Below are 16,531 nucleotides of genomic sequence, written 5' to 3'. Positions count from 1 at the left end.
AGCGGGCGTTTTAGGGGATTATCGTGAAGCAAACACAGCGTCATGACGCAATTATCGAGCTGGTGCGCCTGCAGGGTTACGTCAGCACGGAAGAGCTGGTCGAACATTTTGACGTCAGCCCGCAAACGATTCGCCGCGATTTGAATGACCTGGCCGACCAGAACAAGATCCAGCGTCACCACGGCGGCGCGGCGCTGCCTTCCAGCTCGGTCAACGCTGCCTATAACGATCGCAAGGTGATGTGGTCGGAAGAGAAAGCCCGCATCGCGCAGCGCGTCGCCAGCCAAATCCCGGATGGCGCCACGCTGTTCATCGATATCGGCACCACGCCGGAGGCGGTGGCCCATGCGCTGATGAACCATAAGAACCTGCGCGTGGTCACCAACAACCTCAACGTCGCCACCCTGCTGACCGCCAAGGAAGACTTCCGCCTGATCCTGGCCGGCGGTGAAGTGCGCACCCGCGACGGCGGCATCATGGGCGAAGCCACCCTGGACTTCATCTCCCAATTCCGCCTCGATTACGGCATTCTCGGCATCAGCGGTATCGATATGGACGGCTCGCTGCTCGAATTCGACTATCACGAAGTGCGCACCAAACGCGCGATTATCGAAAATTCCCGCTGTGTGATGCTGGTGACCGACCACTCCAAATTCGGCCGCAACGCCATGGTCAACCTGGGCAACATGAACCTGATCGACTACCTGTTTACCGATCAGTTACCGCCGCCGAGCGTGATGAAAATCATCGAGCAATACGACGTGCAGCTGGAGCTGTGCTGATCCGGTCTTAACCTGCGGGGCGCACCGCCGCCCCGTTTCACGCCCCTCAACTCGCCTTGCCCAGCGCCGCCTGCGCGCCCGCGCCATATCCACATCAATTATGTGACTATCATCACCAAACTGTTACCTCTATCACGCCTAAATGTTTTTGTTTGGTTAACTCTTGGCTTGCTTGTTGGTTTTTGATTACAATCATGAGCGAAAACGAACATGAAAGAGCTATTTCGAACATCTGGAGGAAGATGACGTGGAAACCAAAGACTTGATCGTTATCGGTGGCGGCATCAACGGTGCCGGCATCGCGGCGGATGCTGCCGGGCGCGGGCTGTCGGTACTGCTACTGGAAGCGCAAGACTTGGCCTGTGCTACGTCTTCCGCCAGTTCCAAACTGATCCACGGTGGCCTGCGCTACCTGGAACACTACGAATTCCGTCTGGTGAGCGAAGCGCTGGCCGAGCGTGAAGTGCTGCTGAAGCTGGCGCCGCACATCGCGTTCCCGATGCGTTTCCGCCTGCCGCACCAGCCGCACCTGCGTCCGGCCTGGATGATCCGCATCGGCCTGTTCCTGTACGATCACCTGGGCAAACGCACCAGCCTGCCGGGCAGCAAGGGCTTGCGCTTTGGACCAGAGTCGGTACTGAAGCCTGAACTGAAGCGCGGTTTCGAATATTCCGACTGCTGGGTTGACGATGCTCGCCTGGTGGTGCTGAACGCGCAGGAAGTGGAAAAACGCGGCGGTGAAGTGCGCACCCGCACCAAAGTGACCCGCGCATGGCGTGAAAACGGCCTGTGGATGGTGGAAGCGGTCGATATCGACAGCGGCAAAACCTTCACCTGGCGCGCCAAAGGCCTGGTGAACGCCACCGGCCCGTGGGTGAAAAACTTCTTCGACGACGGCCTGAAGCTGAAATCGCCTTACGGCATCCGCCTGATCAAAGGCAGCCACATCGTGGTGCCGCGCGTGCACGATCAGCCGCAGTCTTACATTCTGCAGAACGAAGACCACCGCATCGTGTTCGTGATCCCGTGGAATGACGAGTTCTCCATCATCGGCACCACCGACGTGGAGTACAAAGGCGATCCGAAAGACGTGAAGATCGACGAGAACGAAATCGCTTATCTGCTGAAAGTGTACAACGACCACTTCAAGAAGCAGCTGAGCCGCGACGACATCGTCTGGACCTATTCCGGCGTGCGTCCGCTGTGCGATGACGAATCCGACTCACCGCAGGCGATCACCCGCGATTACACGCTGGACGTGCACGACGAACAAGGCAAGGCACCGCTGCTGTCGGTCTTCGGCGGCAAGCTGACCACCTACCGCAAGCTGGCCGAACATGCGATGGAAAAACTGGCGCATTACTACCCAGGCTGCGGCCCGGCGTGGACCAAAAACGCCACGCTGCCGGGCGGTGACATCGACGGCGACCGCGACAGCTACGCGGCCAAACTGCGCCGCGCGCACGGCTGGCTGCCGGAAGCCCTGGCGCGTCGCTATGCCCGCACCTACGGCAGCCAGAGCGAGCTGATCCTGGCCGGCGCTAATGGCCTCACCGATCTGGGCGAAGATTTCGGCCACGGTCTGTATGAAGCCGAGCTGCGTTACCTGACCGAGAAAGAGTGGGTCGTAGAACTGGACGACGCTATCTGGCGCCGCACCAAGCTGGGCATGTGGCTGGACGAGGCGCAGCAGGCGCGCGTGAAAGCCTGGCTGGCGGAACACGCGAAAACGAAAGCGCTGTCTCTGGCTTCCTGAGCCGCAGTGTCACAAAAAAGGGCCGGTTATCCGGCCCTTTTCTTTTGCTCTCACGCTTTACAGTTTCACCGGCTGAATGTGCCAGATTTCATCCGCATACTCCTGAATGGTGCGATCGGATGAGAAGTAGCCCATATTGGCGATATTCAGCACCGCACGCCGCGTCCACTCGTCCTGATTGAGATACACCTCGTCCACCTTGTCCTGCGTGTCCACATAGCTGCGGTAATCCGCCAACAGCTGATAGTGGTCGCCGAGGTTCACCAATGAGTCGAACAAATTGCCATAGCGTTTCGGCTCCTCCGGGCTGAACACGCCGGTGGCGATCTGTGTTAGCGCCTGATGCAGCTCTGGGTCTTGCTCATAGTACTGGCGCGGGTTGTAACCGTTGCGGCGCAGTTCCTCGACCTGCTCGGCGGTATTGCCGAAGATAAAGATGTTCTCCTCCCCCACGTGCTCGCGCATCTCGACGTTGGCGCCGTCCAGCGTACCGATGGTCAGCGCGCCGTTCAGCGCGAACTTCATGTTGCTGGTGCCCGAGGCTTCGGTGCCCGCCAGCGAGATCTGTTCCGACAGATCCGCCGCCGGAATGATGATCTGCGCCAGGCTGACGCCGTAGTTCGGAATGAACACCACCTTCAGCTGGGTATGCACGCGCGGATCGTTGTTGATCACTTTGGCCACGTCGTTGATCAAGCGGATAATTTGTTTGGCGGCATAGTAGGCCGAGGCAGCCTTACCGGCGAAGATCACCACCCGCGGCACGCGCTCGATTTCCGGATCGTCCAGCAAACGGTTATACAGCGTGATGACGTGCAGCACGTTGAGCAACTGGCGTTTGTACTCGTGGATACGCTTGATCTGCACGTCGAACAGCGCATCCGGATTGACCACCACGTTGAGCGTTTTGGCGATATGCAGCGCCAACCGCTCCTTGTTCTGCCGCTTGGCCCGCTGCACCGCCTGCAGGAAGCTCGGGTAATCGATGTTGGCTTTGATCTCGCTCAGTTGGCTGAGATCGGTGCGCCAATTATGGCCGATGCAGTCGTCCAGCACCGCCGCCAGCGGTGGGTTGGCCAGCGCCAGCCAACGGCGCGGCGTCACCCCGTTGGTTTTGTTGCAGAAACGATTGGGGAACAGCCGGGCGAAGTCGGCGAACAGCGACTGCACCATCAGTTCGGAATGCAGTGCGGAAACGCCGTTGACCTTATGGCTGGCCACTACCGCCAGCCACGCCATGCGCACCCGGCGGCCGTTGGTTTCGTCGATGATCGAGACGCGCGCCAGCAGATCGTTGTCGCCCGGCGCCACCTCCTGCACCATCTTGAGGAAGTGATCGTTGATTTCGAAAATCAGCTGCAGATGGCGCGGCAGGATGCGGCCCAGCATATCCACCGGCCAGGTCTCCAGCGCCTCGCTCATCAACGTGTGGTTGGTGTAAGAGAACACCTGCTCCACCACTTCCCAGGCGTCGAGCCACTGGAATTTGTGTTCGTCGATCAGCCGGTGCATCAGCTCGGGAATCGACAGCACCGGGTGGGTGTCGTTGAGGTGAATGGCGATCTTGTCCGCTAGGTTGTCGAAGGTTTTGTGCATCAGCCAATGGCGGTTGAGAATATCCTGCACCGTGGCCGACACCAGGAAATACTCCTGCCGCAGCCGCAGCTCTCGCCCGGAAGAGGTCGAGTCGTCCGGATACAACACGCGCGACACGTTTTCCGAGTGGTTTTTATCTTCCACCGCCGCGAAGTAGTCGCCCTGGTTGAATTTGCCGAGGTTGATCTCGTTACTGGCCTGCGCGCTCCACAGCCGCAGGGTGTTGGTGGCGTCGGTGTCGAAACCGGGGATTACCTGATCGTAGGCGATGGCCACGATCTCTTCGGTCTCCAACCAGCGCGCCTTGGCGCCCTCCTGCTGCACGCGGCCGCCGAAGCGCACCTTGTAGCGGGTGTTGTGGCGCGGAAACTCCCACGGATTGCCGTATTCCAGCCAGTAGTCGGGCGATTCCATCTGCTGGCCGTTGACGATGTTTTGCTTGAACATGCCGTACTCGTAGCGAATGCCATAGCCGCGCCCCGGCAGCGCCAGCGTCGCCAGCGAATCGAGGAAGCAGGCCGCCAGGCGCCCCAGACCGCCGTTGCCGAGGCCGGGGTCGTTCTCTTCTTCCAGCAGTTCCGCCAAACTCAGGCCCATTTCGTTCAGCGCGTTGTCGATGTCCTGATAGATGCCCATCGACAGCAGCGCGTTCGACAGGGTGCGGCCGATCAGGAACTCCATCGACAGGTAATACACCTGCCGCACGTCTTGCGACAGCTGGGCGCGGTTGGAGCGCAGCCAGCGCTCCACCATGCGATCGCGCACCGCGAACAGCACGGCGTTCAGCCAGTCGTGCCGGTTGGCGATGGCCGGATCCTTGCCGACGATAAACATCAGCTTATAGGCGATGGAGTGTTTCAGCGCTTCCACACTGACCGTAGGTGAGGTGTAACTAAACGGTGAAGTCATGGCTTTTTAATCCCTTGTAGGGAGCCCAGCCATCCGCCGCGGAATAGCTGGCCCCGCTGAACATGGACGCGGCACACCGCGCCCCGACAATCAACCCAAACGGCTGCCCGCCGCGCGTCAACCCGAGACGCGAAACGCGGGCTACAAGCGTTGATAAAGCGACAGATACTCTTTCGCCGCCACCGGCCAGCCGAAGTCCACGCTCATGGCGTGACGCTGAACGTGGCGCCAATGTTTCGGCCGGCTCCACAGCACCATGGCGCGGCGAATGGCATTGCCGAGCGCGACGGCGTCGCAATCGTCGAACACGAATCCGCTGGCGGTGCCGTCGGCCAGGTTTTCCAGCGCGCAGTCCACCACCGTGTCCGCCAGCCCGCCGGTGCGGCGCACCAGCGGCAGCGTGCCGTATTTCAGGCCGTAGAGCTGCGTCAGCCCACAGGGCTCGAAGCGGCTCGGCACCAGAATCACGTCGGCGCCGCCGATGATGCGGTGGGAGAAGGATTCGTGGTAACCAATCTGCACGCCAACCTGTTCAGGATAGTCGGCGGCGGCGGCCAGAAACGCCTGTTGCAGCACCGCGTCGCCGGCGCCAAGCAGCGCCAGCTGCCCGCCCTGCGCCAGCAGTTCGGGCAACGCCTGCAACACCAGGTCCAGGCCTTTCTGGCTGGTCAAACGGCTCACCACCGCGAATACCGGCAGCGATTCGTCCACCTTCAGCCCCATGGTCTTTTGCAGATGCAGCTTGTTTTTGACCTTGCTTTTCAGATCGTCGGCGTCATAGCGGGCGGTCAGCCGCGGATCGTGGGCCGGATGCCAAATCTTGTCGTCGACGCCATTGAGGATACCGCTCAACCTGCCCTGCCGCTGCCGCTCCTGCAGCAGCCCCTCCATGCCGTAGCCGAACTCCGGCCGGGTGATTTCGCGCGCATAGGTCGGGCTGACGGCGGTCACGTGGTCGGCATAAAACAGCCCGGCCTTGAGGAACGACATCTGGCCGTAGAACTCCAGGCCGTAGACGTCGTAAAACGACGCCGGCAGCCACAGTTCGGTCATGTGATGGGCGGAGAACAGGCCCTGATAGGCCAGGTTATGCACCGTGAACACCGAGCGTGCCGGATGGCCGTTGGCGGCCAGATAGGCGCAGCTCAGGCCGGCGTGCCAGTCATGGGCATGCACCAGCTGCGGGCGCCAGTAGCGGTCCAGCCCCTTGGCCAGCTCGCAGGCCATCCACCCCAGCAACGCAAAGCGGCGGTGGTTGTCGGGGTAGGCGTACATGGATTGATCGTGGTACGGGCTGCCCGGCCGGTCATACAGCCAGGGCGCGTCGATCAGATAAATGCCCACGCCATGGTAGGTGCCGTAGCGCAGGCCAACGCGGCCGGCGAACGAGTCGATTTCCGCCACCAGCACGGTGTCCGGAATGCCGTTGCGTACGTCAGGGAAAGCGGGCAATAGCACCCGAACATCGGCGCCTTCGGCGATTTGCGCCGCCGGCAGTGCGCCAACCACGTCTGCGAGCCCCCCTGTTTTCAGCAGGGGGAACATTTCAGAACATACGTGTAAGACCTGCATTATCACTCCTGAAAGTCGGCCGAAGGCCTCTGGATAAGAAATAAAGCAGGCTTGCCGCTGTTATGCGTGCCGCGTTGCGCAAGCCATCGAACCGTTCATCGGGTGGCAGGCTATCGTTCCGCCACCCACGTTAACTCACAATTTTGACAACATTTCGCGCGTCACCAGCACGATGCCGCCTTCCGAGCGATAAAAACGCTTGCTGTCCTCATCGGCGTTTTCCCCGATCACCATGCCTTCCGGAATATGGCAGGCGCGGTCGATGATGCAGCGCCGCAGGCGGCAGGAACGGCCGACGTTCACGTCCGGCAACAATACGGTAGAGTCGATGGTGCAGAACGAGTTCACTCGCACACGCGGGAACAGCACCGAATGCACCACCACCGATCCGGACACGATGCAGCCGCCGGACACCAGCGAGTTCATGGTCATGCCGTGGCTGCCGGAACGATCCTGCACGAACTTGGCCGGTGGCAGCGGCTCCATGTGGGTGCGGATCGGCCAGGCGCGGTCATACATGTCCAGCTCCGGCGTCACCGACGCCAGATCGAGGTTAGCGCGCCAGTAGGCGTCCAGCGTACCCACGTCGCGCCAGTAAGGCGGCAGGTCGGGGTTGGACGTCACGCAGGACAAGGTAAACGGATGCGCCCACGCCGCCTGCTGCGCGGTGATTTTCGGGATCAGATCCTTGCCGAAATCGTGGCTGGAACCGGGGGTCGACATATCCTCTTCCAGCAGTTGGAACAGATAGGCGGCATTAAAAATATAGATGCCCATGCTGGCCAGCGACATATCCGGGTTGCCCGGCATCGCCGGCGGATCGGCGGGCTTTTCCAGAAACTCGATGATGCGGTCGCTTTCATCCACCTTCATCACGCCGAATTCGCTGGCTTCGCTGCGCGGCACCGGCAGGCAGGCCACGGTGCACTGAGCGCCCTTCTCGACGTGATCGATCAGCATGCGCGAGTAATCCATCTTGTAGATGTGATCGCCCGCCAGGATCACCACGTATTCGGCTTCATAACGGCGAATGATGTCCAGGTTCTGGTACACCGCGTCGGCGGTGCCCTTGTACCAATGTTCGGTGCTGAGGCGCTGCTGAGCCGGCAGCAGATCGACGAACTCATTCATCTCCTCGTTAAGGAACGACCAGCCGCGCTGAATGTGCTGCACCAGCGTGTGCGACTGGTATTGCGTGATCACGCCGATGCGGCGAATGCCGGAGTTCAGGCAGTTCGACAAGGCGAAATCGATGATGCGGAACTTGCCGCCAAAGTGGACGGCGGGCTTGGCGCGGGTGGAGGTCAAATCTTTCAGACGTGAGCCGCGGCCGCCGGCCAGGATCAGCGCTACGGATTTAATCGGCAGCTGGCGCGCCAACATCAGGGGGTCTTTATTTTCAAACCTAACCATAGCGGACTCCTTTTATTATTTCTGTACCAGTACGCAAACCGAGCGCGCGGCCTGGTGCCAGGCGGGTAATACCGCCCGTGAGTCTTCCTGAGTGAACGGGGCGACAACCTGCCAATCGCCTTCCGGCAGCCTCATCTCCGTCGTTTGCGGCGTGGCGTTGACCAGCACCAACCAACGCTGCGACAGCAGGATCTGCATGAGCAGCTCGCCCTGCTCCCACTGCTGCGCGTCGAGCGGCTGGCCTTGCGCGTTCAGCCACTGCACGCAGCCGTCATCCTGCCGCCACCAGCAGTCCTGCTGCAGAGCGGGGATCTGGCGGCGCAGCGCGATCAGCGCCGCGACGTAATCGGTCAGCGCATCGTCCGCCGTGGCCCAATCGAGCCAGGTGGTGGCGTTGTCCTGACAATAGGCGTTGTTGTTCCCCTGCTGGCTGTGTCCCTGTTCATCGCCGGCCAGCAGCATCGGCGTGCCCTGGGACAACAACAGCGTGGCGAGCATCGCCCGCTGGCTGGCCCTGCGGCGTTGCACAATGGCGTCATCGGCGACCAGGCCTTCCACGCCGTGGTTGTTGCTGAAATTGCGATCGCTGCCGTCGCGGTTGCCTTCGCCGTTCAGCTGGTTGTGTTTCTCGTTGAAGCTGACCACGTCTTGCAGAGTAAAACCGTCATGGGCGGTCAGCATGTTGACGGTGGCGTAAGGCGCTCGCCCGCGCTGATCGTACAGATCGCTGGAAGCGGCAAAACGCCGGGCGAATTGGCCGAGCGATACGCCGTTCTGCAGCCAGAAGCGGCGCATGTCATCGCGGTAATGGTCGTTCCATTCGGCGAAACGCCCGGGAAACGCCCCCACCTGATAACCGCCGGGGCCAACATCCCAGGGTTCGGCGATCAGCTTGCAGCGCGACAGCAGGTCGTCCGCCAGCATCGCCTGAAACAGCGGCGCATCGCGATCGAACCCCGGGGTGCGGCCCAGCACGCTGCCCAGATCGAAGCGGAAGCCGTCAATGTGACACTCGCGCACCCAAAAATGCAGGCAATCCATCACCCAGGCCACGCCCTGCGGCTGATCCAACCGCAGGGTGTTGCCGCAGCCGGTGTCGTTGACGTAGTCCCCTTCGGGCGTCAGCCAGTAGTAGCCCTGATTATCGATGCCGCTCAGCGACAGCATCGGCCCATCCCTGTCCAGCTCGGCGCTGTGGTTGAACACCACGTCGAGGATCACCTCGATGCCGGCTTTGTGCAGCGCCTTGACCGCATCGCGCAATTCGTTCAGCGGCGTGCCGTCGGTGCTCAGGCTGGCGTAGCGGTTGTCCGGCGCATAGGGCGCCAGCACGTTATAGCCCCAGTAGTTGATCAGCCCCAGCCGCTGCAGACGCGGTTCGGAGGTATGCTGTTGCACCGGCAACAGTTCCAGCGCGGTGATGCCGAGGCGTTTGAAGTGGGCGATCATCACCGGATGCCCCAGCGCGGCAAAGCTGCCGCGCAGCGCCGGCGGGATTTTCGGGTGCAGCAGGGTCAGGCCGCGCACATGCGCCTCGTAAATCACCGTCTGACCCCAGGGCGTGGCGGGCGGGCGGTCGTCCTGCCAGTCATACTGTTCGTCCACCACCACGCATTTCGGCATCAGCTCGGCGCTGTCGTGCGGATCCGGCTGCTCGTAACCGCCGTGCAGGTGCGGGTGGTCCGCCACCGGCCCTTCCACCGCGCGTGCGGCCGGATCGAGCGCCAGCTTGTTGGGGTTGAAACGCTGCCCGTTCGCCGGGTCAAACGGGCCATAGACCCGGTAGCCATAACGCTGCCCCGGTTTGCCGCCCGGCAGATAGCCATGCCAGATGTCGCCGCTACGCGCCGGCAGCGGCAGGCGCACTTCGCGCTGCTGGCCGTCGAACAGGCACAGCTCCACCCGCTCGGCATGCGCCGAGTACAGGGTAAAATTGATGCCTTCGCCGTCGTAATGCGCGCCCAGCGGCGCGGCGAGGCCAGCCGTCAGCTCGGTCATGGCGCCTCCCGCAGCAGATATATGGTCGACAATGGCGGCAACGTCACGCTGATAGAGAAATCGCGCCCATGGCTGCCGACCGTTTCGGAAGAGACCCGCCCCTGATTGCCGGCGTTGCTGCCGTGATAGTGGTGCGAATCGGTATTGAGGATCTCGCGATAGTCACCGGCGCGGGAAATGCCGATGCGGTAGCGATAGCGCGGCACCGGGGTAAAGTTGCTGATGGCGATCAGCTCATTGCCCTGCGAGTCGTAGCGCGCAAAGGCGAACACCGAGTTGTCGTGATCGTCGACCACCAGCCACTCGAAGCCATCCGGGAAGTAGTCGCGCTCATACAGCGGCGCCTGCTGCCGGTAGCAGTGGTTCAGATCGCGCACCAGCCGCTGCACGCCGTTATGCCAGTTATCCAGCCCTTCCAATAAATGCCAGTCTAGGCTGGTATCGAAATTCCACTCGCGCCCCTGCGCGAATTCGCAGCCCATAAACAGCAGCTTTTTACCCGGATGCGCCCACATAAAACCGTAATAGGCGCGCAGGTTGGCGAACTTCTGCCAGGCATCGCCCGGCATACGGTCGAGGATCGATTTTTTACCGTGCACCACTTCATCGTGCGATATCGGCAGCACGAAGTTCTCGGTATAGGCGTACAGCATGCCGAAGGTCATCTGGTTGTGGTGATACTTGCGGTGTACCGGATCGCACTTCATGTAATTGAGCGTGTCGTGCATCCAGCCGAGGTTCCATTTGTAGTGGAACCCCAGGCCGTTGGCGTCCGGCGGCAAGGTGACGCCGGGATAGTCGGTGGATTCCTCTGCCAGGGTCACCGCCCCCGGCTGCGCCTTGCCGAGGGTCTGATTGGTGTAACGCAGGAAGGCAATCGCCTCCAGGTTCTCGTTGCCGCCGTAATAATTCGGCACCCACTCGCCGTCGGCGCGGCTGTAGTCGCGATAGATCATCGACGCCACCGCATCGACCCGCAGCGCGTCGATACCGAAGCGCTCCAGCCAATACAGCGCGTTGCCCGCCAGGTAGTTGCGCACCTCGTGGCGGCCGTAGTTGTAGATCAGCGTATTCCAGTCCTGATGGAAGCCTTCGCGCGGATCGGCGTATTCGTACAGCGCGGTGCCGTCGAAATTCGCCAGGCCGTAGGCGTCGCTGGGGAAGTGCCCAGGCACCCAGTCGAGGATCACGTTGATGCCCGCCTGGTGCGCCGCCGCCACAAACGCCCTGAAGTCGGCCGGCGTGCCGAAGCGCCGGGTCGGCGCATACAGCCCCAGCGGCTGATAGCCCCAGCTGCCGTCGAATGGATGCTCGTTGACCGGCAGCAGCTCGATATGGGTGAACCCCATGTCCTTCACGTAGTCGATAAGCTGCACCGCCAGCTCGCCGTAGCTGAGCCAGAAGTGGTTGTCGGTGTGACGGCGCCATGAGCCGAGATGTACCTCGTAGATGGCGATCGGCTGGTCAAAATCGTTGGCGCGGCGGCGCGCCTGCGTCGACGGCACCACCTCCGGCAGCGGCGCCACCAGCGACGCGGTGTCCGGGCGCATCTGCGCCTCGAAGGCGTAAGGATCGGCTTTCAGCTGGGTGTTGCCGTAGCAATCGACGATTTCATATTTGTACAGCTGGCCGGCCCGTACGCCGGGCAAGAACAGTTCCCAGATGCCGTTCTCGCGCCGCAGACGCATCGGATGGCGACGGCCGTCCCAGAAGTTGAATTCACCCACTACTGAGACGCGCTGGGCGTTGGGCGCCCAGACCGCAAAGCTGACGCCGTCGACGCCATCCAGAGTAACAAGATGGGCGCCCAAGCGTTCGTAAGGACGCAGGTGCGTGCCCTCGGCCAGCAGCCAGCTGTCGATGTCCTGCAGCAGCGGGCCGAACCGGTAAGGATCGTCGACGATCTGTTGATGATCGGGCCAGCTGACCTGCAGCTGATAGCGGAAAGGATTTTTGCGCCGCGGCACCACGGCGCTGAAGAAACCGCGCGGATCGTCGCAGTTCAGCTGCGCCAGCCGCCGGCCGGTTTGCTGCTCCACCAGCCAGACTTCGCTAGCGTCCGGCAGCAGCGCCCGCACCTGCAGACCGTTATCGGTCGCATGCATGCCAAGCAGAGCGAAGGGATCGGCGTAATGGCCGGCGATGATCTGATCAATCACGTCACGATCGGGAAGTACAGGCATAGTCTTCTTCCTTAGATTAACAGCATGATCTAAGCACGGCTTGTTGGTTAATCCTTGGCCGTTTTGGTCATCATGCAATGCATTCGGTATCTAAAGCGTGATTGCGGTCGGTTATTGACCAATCTTTACTCTGCCGACCTGAATTTCGCTCTTTATGCTTATTTTTTGAAATATTTCAGTCATGGTGAAAAATTGCTCGCCAATGCGTTAAGCATAGCCAATGTCTGTTAAAAACTGCTCAGCATTGCTCAGGAAAATTCTTCATTAAGAAAACTGCCAGCCCGATAGCACGTGCCTGCGGCGGCCGACGAGGAGAGATGCGGGGTGCAGCCCATGGAAGCAGGGCTTGCGATGACCTTGCCCGACGTGGGGCGTGGCGAACAAAAAAGCGGAAAATGAGGCTTTAGGGGGCCGAACGCGGTCAGCCCCCGGGAAGTGCAGGTTTACAGCAGGATGCGCAGCATGCGACGCAGCGGCTCAGCCGCGCCCCACAGCAGCTGGTCGCCCACGGTAAACGCCGACAGGTACTCCGGCCCCATATTCAGCTTGCGCAGACGACCGACCGGCGTATTCAACGTGCCGGTGACCGCCGCAGGCGTCAGTTCGCGCATGGTCAGCTCGCGATCGTTCGGGATCACGCGCACCCAGTCGTTGTGCGTCGCCAGCATCTGCTCGATTTCCGGCAGCGACACGTCCTTTTTCAACTTCAGGGTGAACGCCTGGCTGTGGCAGCGCAGCGCGCCGACGCGCACGCACAGGCCATCGACCGGGATCACGCTGCCGGTGTTCAGAATTTTGTTGGTTTCCGCCTGGCCTTTCCACTCTTCGCGGCTTTGGCCGTTGTCGAGCTGCTTGTCGATCCACGGGATCAGGCTGCCGGCCAACGGCACACCGAAATTATCGGTCGGCAGTTTGCCGCTGCGGGTGGCCTCGGTCACCTTGCGTTCGATATCCAGAATCGCGGAGGCCGGGTCCTGCAGCTCTTTCGCCACGTCGGCGTGCAGCATGCCCATTTGGGTCAGCAATTCGCGCATGTGGCGCGCGCCGCCGCCGGAGGCCGCCTGGTAGGTGGCGACCGACGCCCACTCCACCAGATCGTTGGCGAACAGGCCGCCGAGCGACATCAGCATCAGGCTGACGGTGCAGTTGCCGCCGACGAAGGTTTTGATGCCTTTGTCCAGGCCCTGCTGAATCACCGCGTGGTTGACCGGATCCAGGATAATGATGGCATCGTCCTGCATGCGCAGCGAAGAGGCCGCGTCGATCCAGTAACCCTGCCAACCGCTGGCGCGCAGCTTAGGATAAACTTCGTTGGTATAATCGCCGCCCTGACAGGTAATAATGATATCGAGCGCGCTCAGCGCGTCGACGTCATACGCATCCTGCAGCGTGCCCTGCTGGCCGCCGAAGGCCGGCGCGGCGGAACCGTGCTGCGAGGTGGAGAAAAAGACCGGGCGAATGGCGTCGAAATCGCGCTCTTCCGTCATGCGCTGCATGAGAACCGAGCCAACCATTCCGCGCCAACCGATGAAACCAACGTTTTTCATAATATCTGTGTCCCGCCCGGATAAGGGCTTATTAGGTGATAACGAGTTGTGTGCAATATCTCCTCACCTTACAAAATGTCGGCGCGGGCGCAAAGTGAATTTATTCGATGGCTGAGGATTTCTCAGCAATCCTTCTTATAGGCAAGGACGCGGCCGAAAAGGCCGAGGCGTTTTCCCGATCACGAGGTCACCATGACAGAGATGATTTCCGCTACGGTATTGCTGTTTTTAATTATGGATCCGCTGGGCAATCTGCCGATTTTCATGTCGGTGCTCAAGCACCTGGAGCCGCGCCGCCGCCGGGTGGTGCTGATCCGCGAGCTGCTGATCGCCCTGTTGCTGATGCTGATCTTCCTGTTCGCCGGCGAGAAAATTCTGGCGTTCCTCAACCTGCGTACTGAAACCGTCTCCATTTCCGGCGGCATCATCCTGTTTCTGATCGCCATCAAGATGATTTTCCCCTCGCAGGAGGGGAACAGCTCCGGGCTGTCCGCCGGCGAGGAGCCGTTCCTGGTGCCGCTGGCGATCCCACTGGTAGCCGGGCCATCGATTCTGGCGGCGCTGATGCTGCTGTCGCACCAGTATCCGCATCAGCTGCCGCATCTGGTGGCGGCGCTGTTGATCGCCTGGGGCCTCTCCGCGGCTATTTTGCTGATGTCGAACCTGTTCCTGCGCCTGCTGGGCAGCAAGGGCGTCAGCGCGCTGGAGCGGTTGATGGGGCTGATTCTGGTGATGCTGTCGACCCAGATGTTCCTGGATGGCGTGCGGGCTTACATGAAGCTGTAGGCGCCAGGCGGCGCCGACAACGGCCCGCGCTTAGCGGGCGGTAACGCGGCGAATATAGGCGAGCGTATCGGCGACCACGCCGTCCAGCGGCTGGTTGATGTCGATCGCTTGCACATCCGGCTCCTGCTCGCCCGGCTCTTCCAGCGTGGCGAACTGGGAAATCAACATCTGCGGCTTGAAGAAATGGCCCTTGCGTTGCTTCAGACGCTCCTCAATCACCGACTGATCGCCTTTCAGATACAGGAAATGCAGGTTGAGATTGCCGTCGCGCAGGCGATCGCGATAGCTTTTCTTCAGCGCCGAGCACACCAGCAGCGATACGTCGTTGGTGCGCTGCATGGCGAAGATGGCGTCGTTCAGGGCCGCCAGCCACGGTGCGCGATCGTTGTCGTCCAACGCATGCCCGGAGGACATTTTGATGATGTTGGCGCGCGGGTGCAGGTAGTCGCCATCCAGCATGGCGGCGTTGGCCTCGTGAGCGACGGCGCTGGCCACGGCGGACTTGCCGCTGCCGGAAACGCCCATCAAAACAAATACGTGATGCTGCGGATTACTCATAATCATGCCCTTATGGGAACTGGCGCGAGCGCGCCAAACGCGTCCCAACTGATAAACGCCGACGCCCCGCAGGGCGCCGGATAAAGATTATACAACCGTCGCCAGCAGCAGGCAGCCCACCAGGCCGCACACCGAGATGATGGTTTCCAGCACCGACCAGGATTTGATGGTTTCCATGATGCTCAGATTGAAATACTCCTTGAACAGCCAGAAGCCCGGATCGTTAACGTGCGAGAAGATGACGCTGCCGGAACCGACCGCAATCACCATCAGCTCAGGGCTGACGCCGGTAGTGGCGATAAGCGGCGCCACGATGCCACCGGCGGTGATCGCCGCCACGGTGGCGGAACCCAATGCCAGACGCAGCGCAGCGGCGATCGACCAGGCCATCAGAATCGGCGAAACGTTGCTGCCTTCCATCAGGCCGGCGATGTACTGTTCGACGCCGCTGTCCACCAGCACCTGTTTGAAGGCGCCGCCGCCGCCGATGATCAACAGCATCATGGCGATGATTTTAATCGAGTCGGTGATGGTGCCCATCACTTCATCCATGGTGCGACCACGGTTCAGGCCAAAGGTAAAGATGGCGATCAGTACGGCGATCAGGGTCGCCATCACCGGGTCGCCGAAGAACTCGGCGAAGCGCAGCAGGCTATGGCCCTTCGGCAGCACCATTTCAGCGACCGCGCGCAGCGCCATCAGGATCACCGGCACCAGCGACGTGGCGACGCTGACGCCAAAGCTCGGCATCTCCGCATCGGTAAAGGTTTTCGGGTTGTACAGGCCTTCCGGTACCGGTTTGTCGATGCCTTTCAGGAAGCGGGCATAGACCGGGCCGGCCAGAATAACCGTCGGGATCGCCAGCAGCGTGCCGTACAGCAGGGTTTTACCCATGTCGGCATGGAAGATGGTGGCGATGGCCGTCGGGCCCGGGTGCGGCGGCAGGAAACCGTGGGTCACCGACAGCGCGGCGGCCATCGGCACGCCGACGTACAGCAGCGGAATGCGTGCAGAGGCGGCGATGGTGAATACCAGCGGCAGCAACAGCACGAAGCCCACTTCGTAGAACAGCGCGAAGCCGACGGTGAAACCGGTCAGCACCACCGCCCATTGAATGTGTTTTCTGCCGAACTTGTCGATCAGCGTGGTGGCGATGCGCTGCGCGCCGCCGCAGTCCGCCAGCAGCTTGCCGAGCATGGCGCCGAAGCCCATGATCAGCGCCAGGCTGCCCAGCGTGCCGCCCACACCGGCCTTGATGGAACCGATGACCTTATCGACCGGCATACCCTGTGCAATCCCGACCGCCAGAGCAACCAGAACCAGAGAGATAAAGCCGTTCAGCTTGAAGCGGATCATCAGCAGCAGCAGCAGCGCTACGCCGCCTGCAACAATCACTAATGGCATAATTTTTCTCCAACCTTTTATCGCGAC

General features: G+C 61.3%; 11 protein-coding genes. 3 read left to right on the top strand and 8 right to left on the bottom strand.

Features of this window, described 5'->3' with window-relative positions:
* Positions 1–23 precede the first annotated feature (23 nt).
* Positions 24–782, top strand: coding sequence for a DeoR/GlpR family transcriptional regulator (locus AAIE04_RS09465; RefSeq protein WP_004930797.1), 759 nt, complete (start codon positions 24–26; stop codon positions 780–782).
* 247 nt (positions 783–1,029) lie between these two features.
* Positions 1,030–2,538, top strand: a complete 1,509-nt coding sequence (glpD, locus tag AAIE04_RS09460; protein ID WP_498576841.1) for a glycerol-3-phosphate dehydrogenase — start codon at positions 1,030–1,032, stop codon at positions 2,536–2,538.
* A 57-nt stretch (positions 2,539–2,595) separates the two neighbouring features.
* On the opposite strand, the gene glgP is transcribed toward glpD, so the two are convergent.
* The 6 genes from glgP to asd all read right to left on the bottom strand — a co-directional run bounded on the left by glgP (position 2,596) and on the right by asd (position 13,756).
* Positions 2,596–5,043 carry a glycogen phosphorylase gene (gene glgP, locus AAIE04_RS09455; RefSeq protein WP_025159897.1) on the bottom strand — a complete coding sequence of 816 codons (2,448 nt, stop codon included), beginning with the start codon at positions 5,041–5,043 and terminating at the stop codon, positions 2,596–2,598.
* 141 nt (positions 5,044–5,184) lie between these two features.
* Positions 5,185–6,615, bottom strand: coding sequence for a glycogen synthase GlgA (gene glgA, locus AAIE04_RS09450; protein WP_197668270.1), 1,431 nt, complete (start codon positions 6,613–6,615; stop codon positions 5,185–5,187).
* Positions 6,616–6,750: 135 nt separating this feature from the next.
* The gene (gene glgC / locus AAIE04_RS09445) at positions 6,751–8,028 is read right to left on the bottom strand and encodes a glucose-1-phosphate adenylyltransferase (RefSeq protein WP_019455185.1); all 1,278 of its coding nucleotides are present in this window, start codon (positions 8,026–8,028) and stop codon (positions 6,751–6,753) included.
* Positions 8,029–8,043: 15 nt separating this feature from the next.
* On the bottom strand, positions 8,044–10,026 hold the full coding sequence (glgX, locus tag AAIE04_RS09440) for a glycogen debranching protein GlgX (protein ID WP_197668269.1): 1,983 nt from the start codon (positions 10,024–10,026) through the stop codon (positions 8,044–8,046).
* On the bottom strand, positions 10,023–12,209 hold the full coding sequence (gene glgB, locus AAIE04_RS09435; protein WP_498576840.1) for a 1,4-alpha-glucan branching enzyme: 2,187 nt from the start codon (positions 12,207–12,209) through the stop codon (positions 10,023–10,025). Before glgB ends, glgX begins: the two co-directional genes overlap by 4 nt.
* Before the next feature lie 443 nt (positions 12,210–12,652).
* Entirely contained in the window at positions 12,653–13,756 is a 1,104-nt protein-coding gene (gene asd / locus AAIE04_RS09430; RefSeq protein WP_063918383.1) for an aspartate-semialdehyde dehydrogenase, read from the bottom strand.
* Positions 13,757–13,948: 192 nt separating this feature from the next.
* Here asd and AAIE04_RS09425 point away from each other — a divergent pair, with 192 nt between their 5' ends.
* The gene (locus AAIE04_RS09425) at positions 13,949–14,542 is read left to right on the top strand and encodes a YhgN family NAAT transporter (RefSeq protein ID WP_025159894.1); all 594 of its coding nucleotides are present in this window, start codon (positions 13,949–13,951) and stop codon (positions 14,540–14,542) included.
* A 30-nt stretch (positions 14,543–14,572) separates the two neighbouring features.
* On the opposite strand, the gene gntK is transcribed toward AAIE04_RS09425, so the two are convergent.
* Together gntK and gntT are read right to left on the bottom strand one after the other, a co-directional pair.
* A complete protein-coding gene (gene gntK, locus AAIE04_RS09420) occupies positions 14,573–15,100 on the bottom strand; it encodes a gluconokinase (protein ID WP_025159893.1) in 528 nt (175 codons plus the stop codon).
* A gap of 87 nt (positions 15,101–15,187) precedes the next feature.
* Positions 15,188–16,504 (bottom strand): gluconate transporter, encoded by a 1,317-nt coding sequence (gene gntT / locus AAIE04_RS09415; RefSeq protein ID WP_016930400.1) that lies wholly within the window; start codon positions 16,502–16,504, stop codon positions 15,188–15,190.
* Positions 16,505–16,531 lie beyond the last annotated feature (27 nt).

This window comes from Serratia sp. Ae19-1 (genome assembly GCF_059801225.1).
Note: the sequence above shows the minus strand (reverse complement) of the source record. Positions and strands in the feature narration are given on the sequence as shown.

What these genes read in the sequence shown, in the direction of transcription:
- glgP (WP_025159897.1), bottom strand. Translation starts at nt 5,043, where the DNA reads ATGACTTCACCGTTTAGTTACACCTCACCTACGGTCAGTGTGGAAGCG.
- glgA (WP_197668270.1), bottom strand. Translation starts at nt 6,615, where the DNA reads ATGCAGGTCTTACACGTATGTTCTGAAATGTTCCCCCTGCTGAAAACA.
- glgC (WP_019455185.1), bottom strand. Translation starts at nt 8,028, where the DNA reads ATGGTTAGGTTTGAAAATAAAGACCCCCTGATGTTGGCGCGCCAGCTG.
- glgX (WP_197668269.1), bottom strand. Translation starts at nt 10,026, where the DNA reads ATGACCGAGCTGACGGCTGGCCTCGCCGCGCCGCTGGGCGCGCATTAC.
- glgB (WP_498576840.1), bottom strand. Translation starts at nt 12,209, where the DNA reads ATGCCTGTACTTCCCGATCGTGACGTGATTGATCAGATCATCGCCGGC.
- asd (WP_063918383.1), bottom strand. Translation starts at nt 13,756, where the DNA reads ATGAAAAACGTTGGTTTCATCGGTTGGCGCGGAATGGTTGGCTCGGTT.
- AAIE04_RS09425 (WP_025159894.1), top strand. Translation starts at nt 13,949, where the DNA reads ATGACAGAGATGATTTCCGCTACGGTATTGCTGTTTTTAATTATGGAT.
- gntK (WP_025159893.1), bottom strand. Translation starts at nt 15,100, where the DNA reads ATGAGTAATCCGCAGCATCACGTATTTGTTTTGATGGGCGTTTCCGGC.
- gntT (WP_016930400.1), bottom strand. Translation starts at nt 16,504, where the DNA reads ATGCCATTAGTGATTGTTGCAGGCGGCGTAGCGCTGCTGCTGCTGCTG.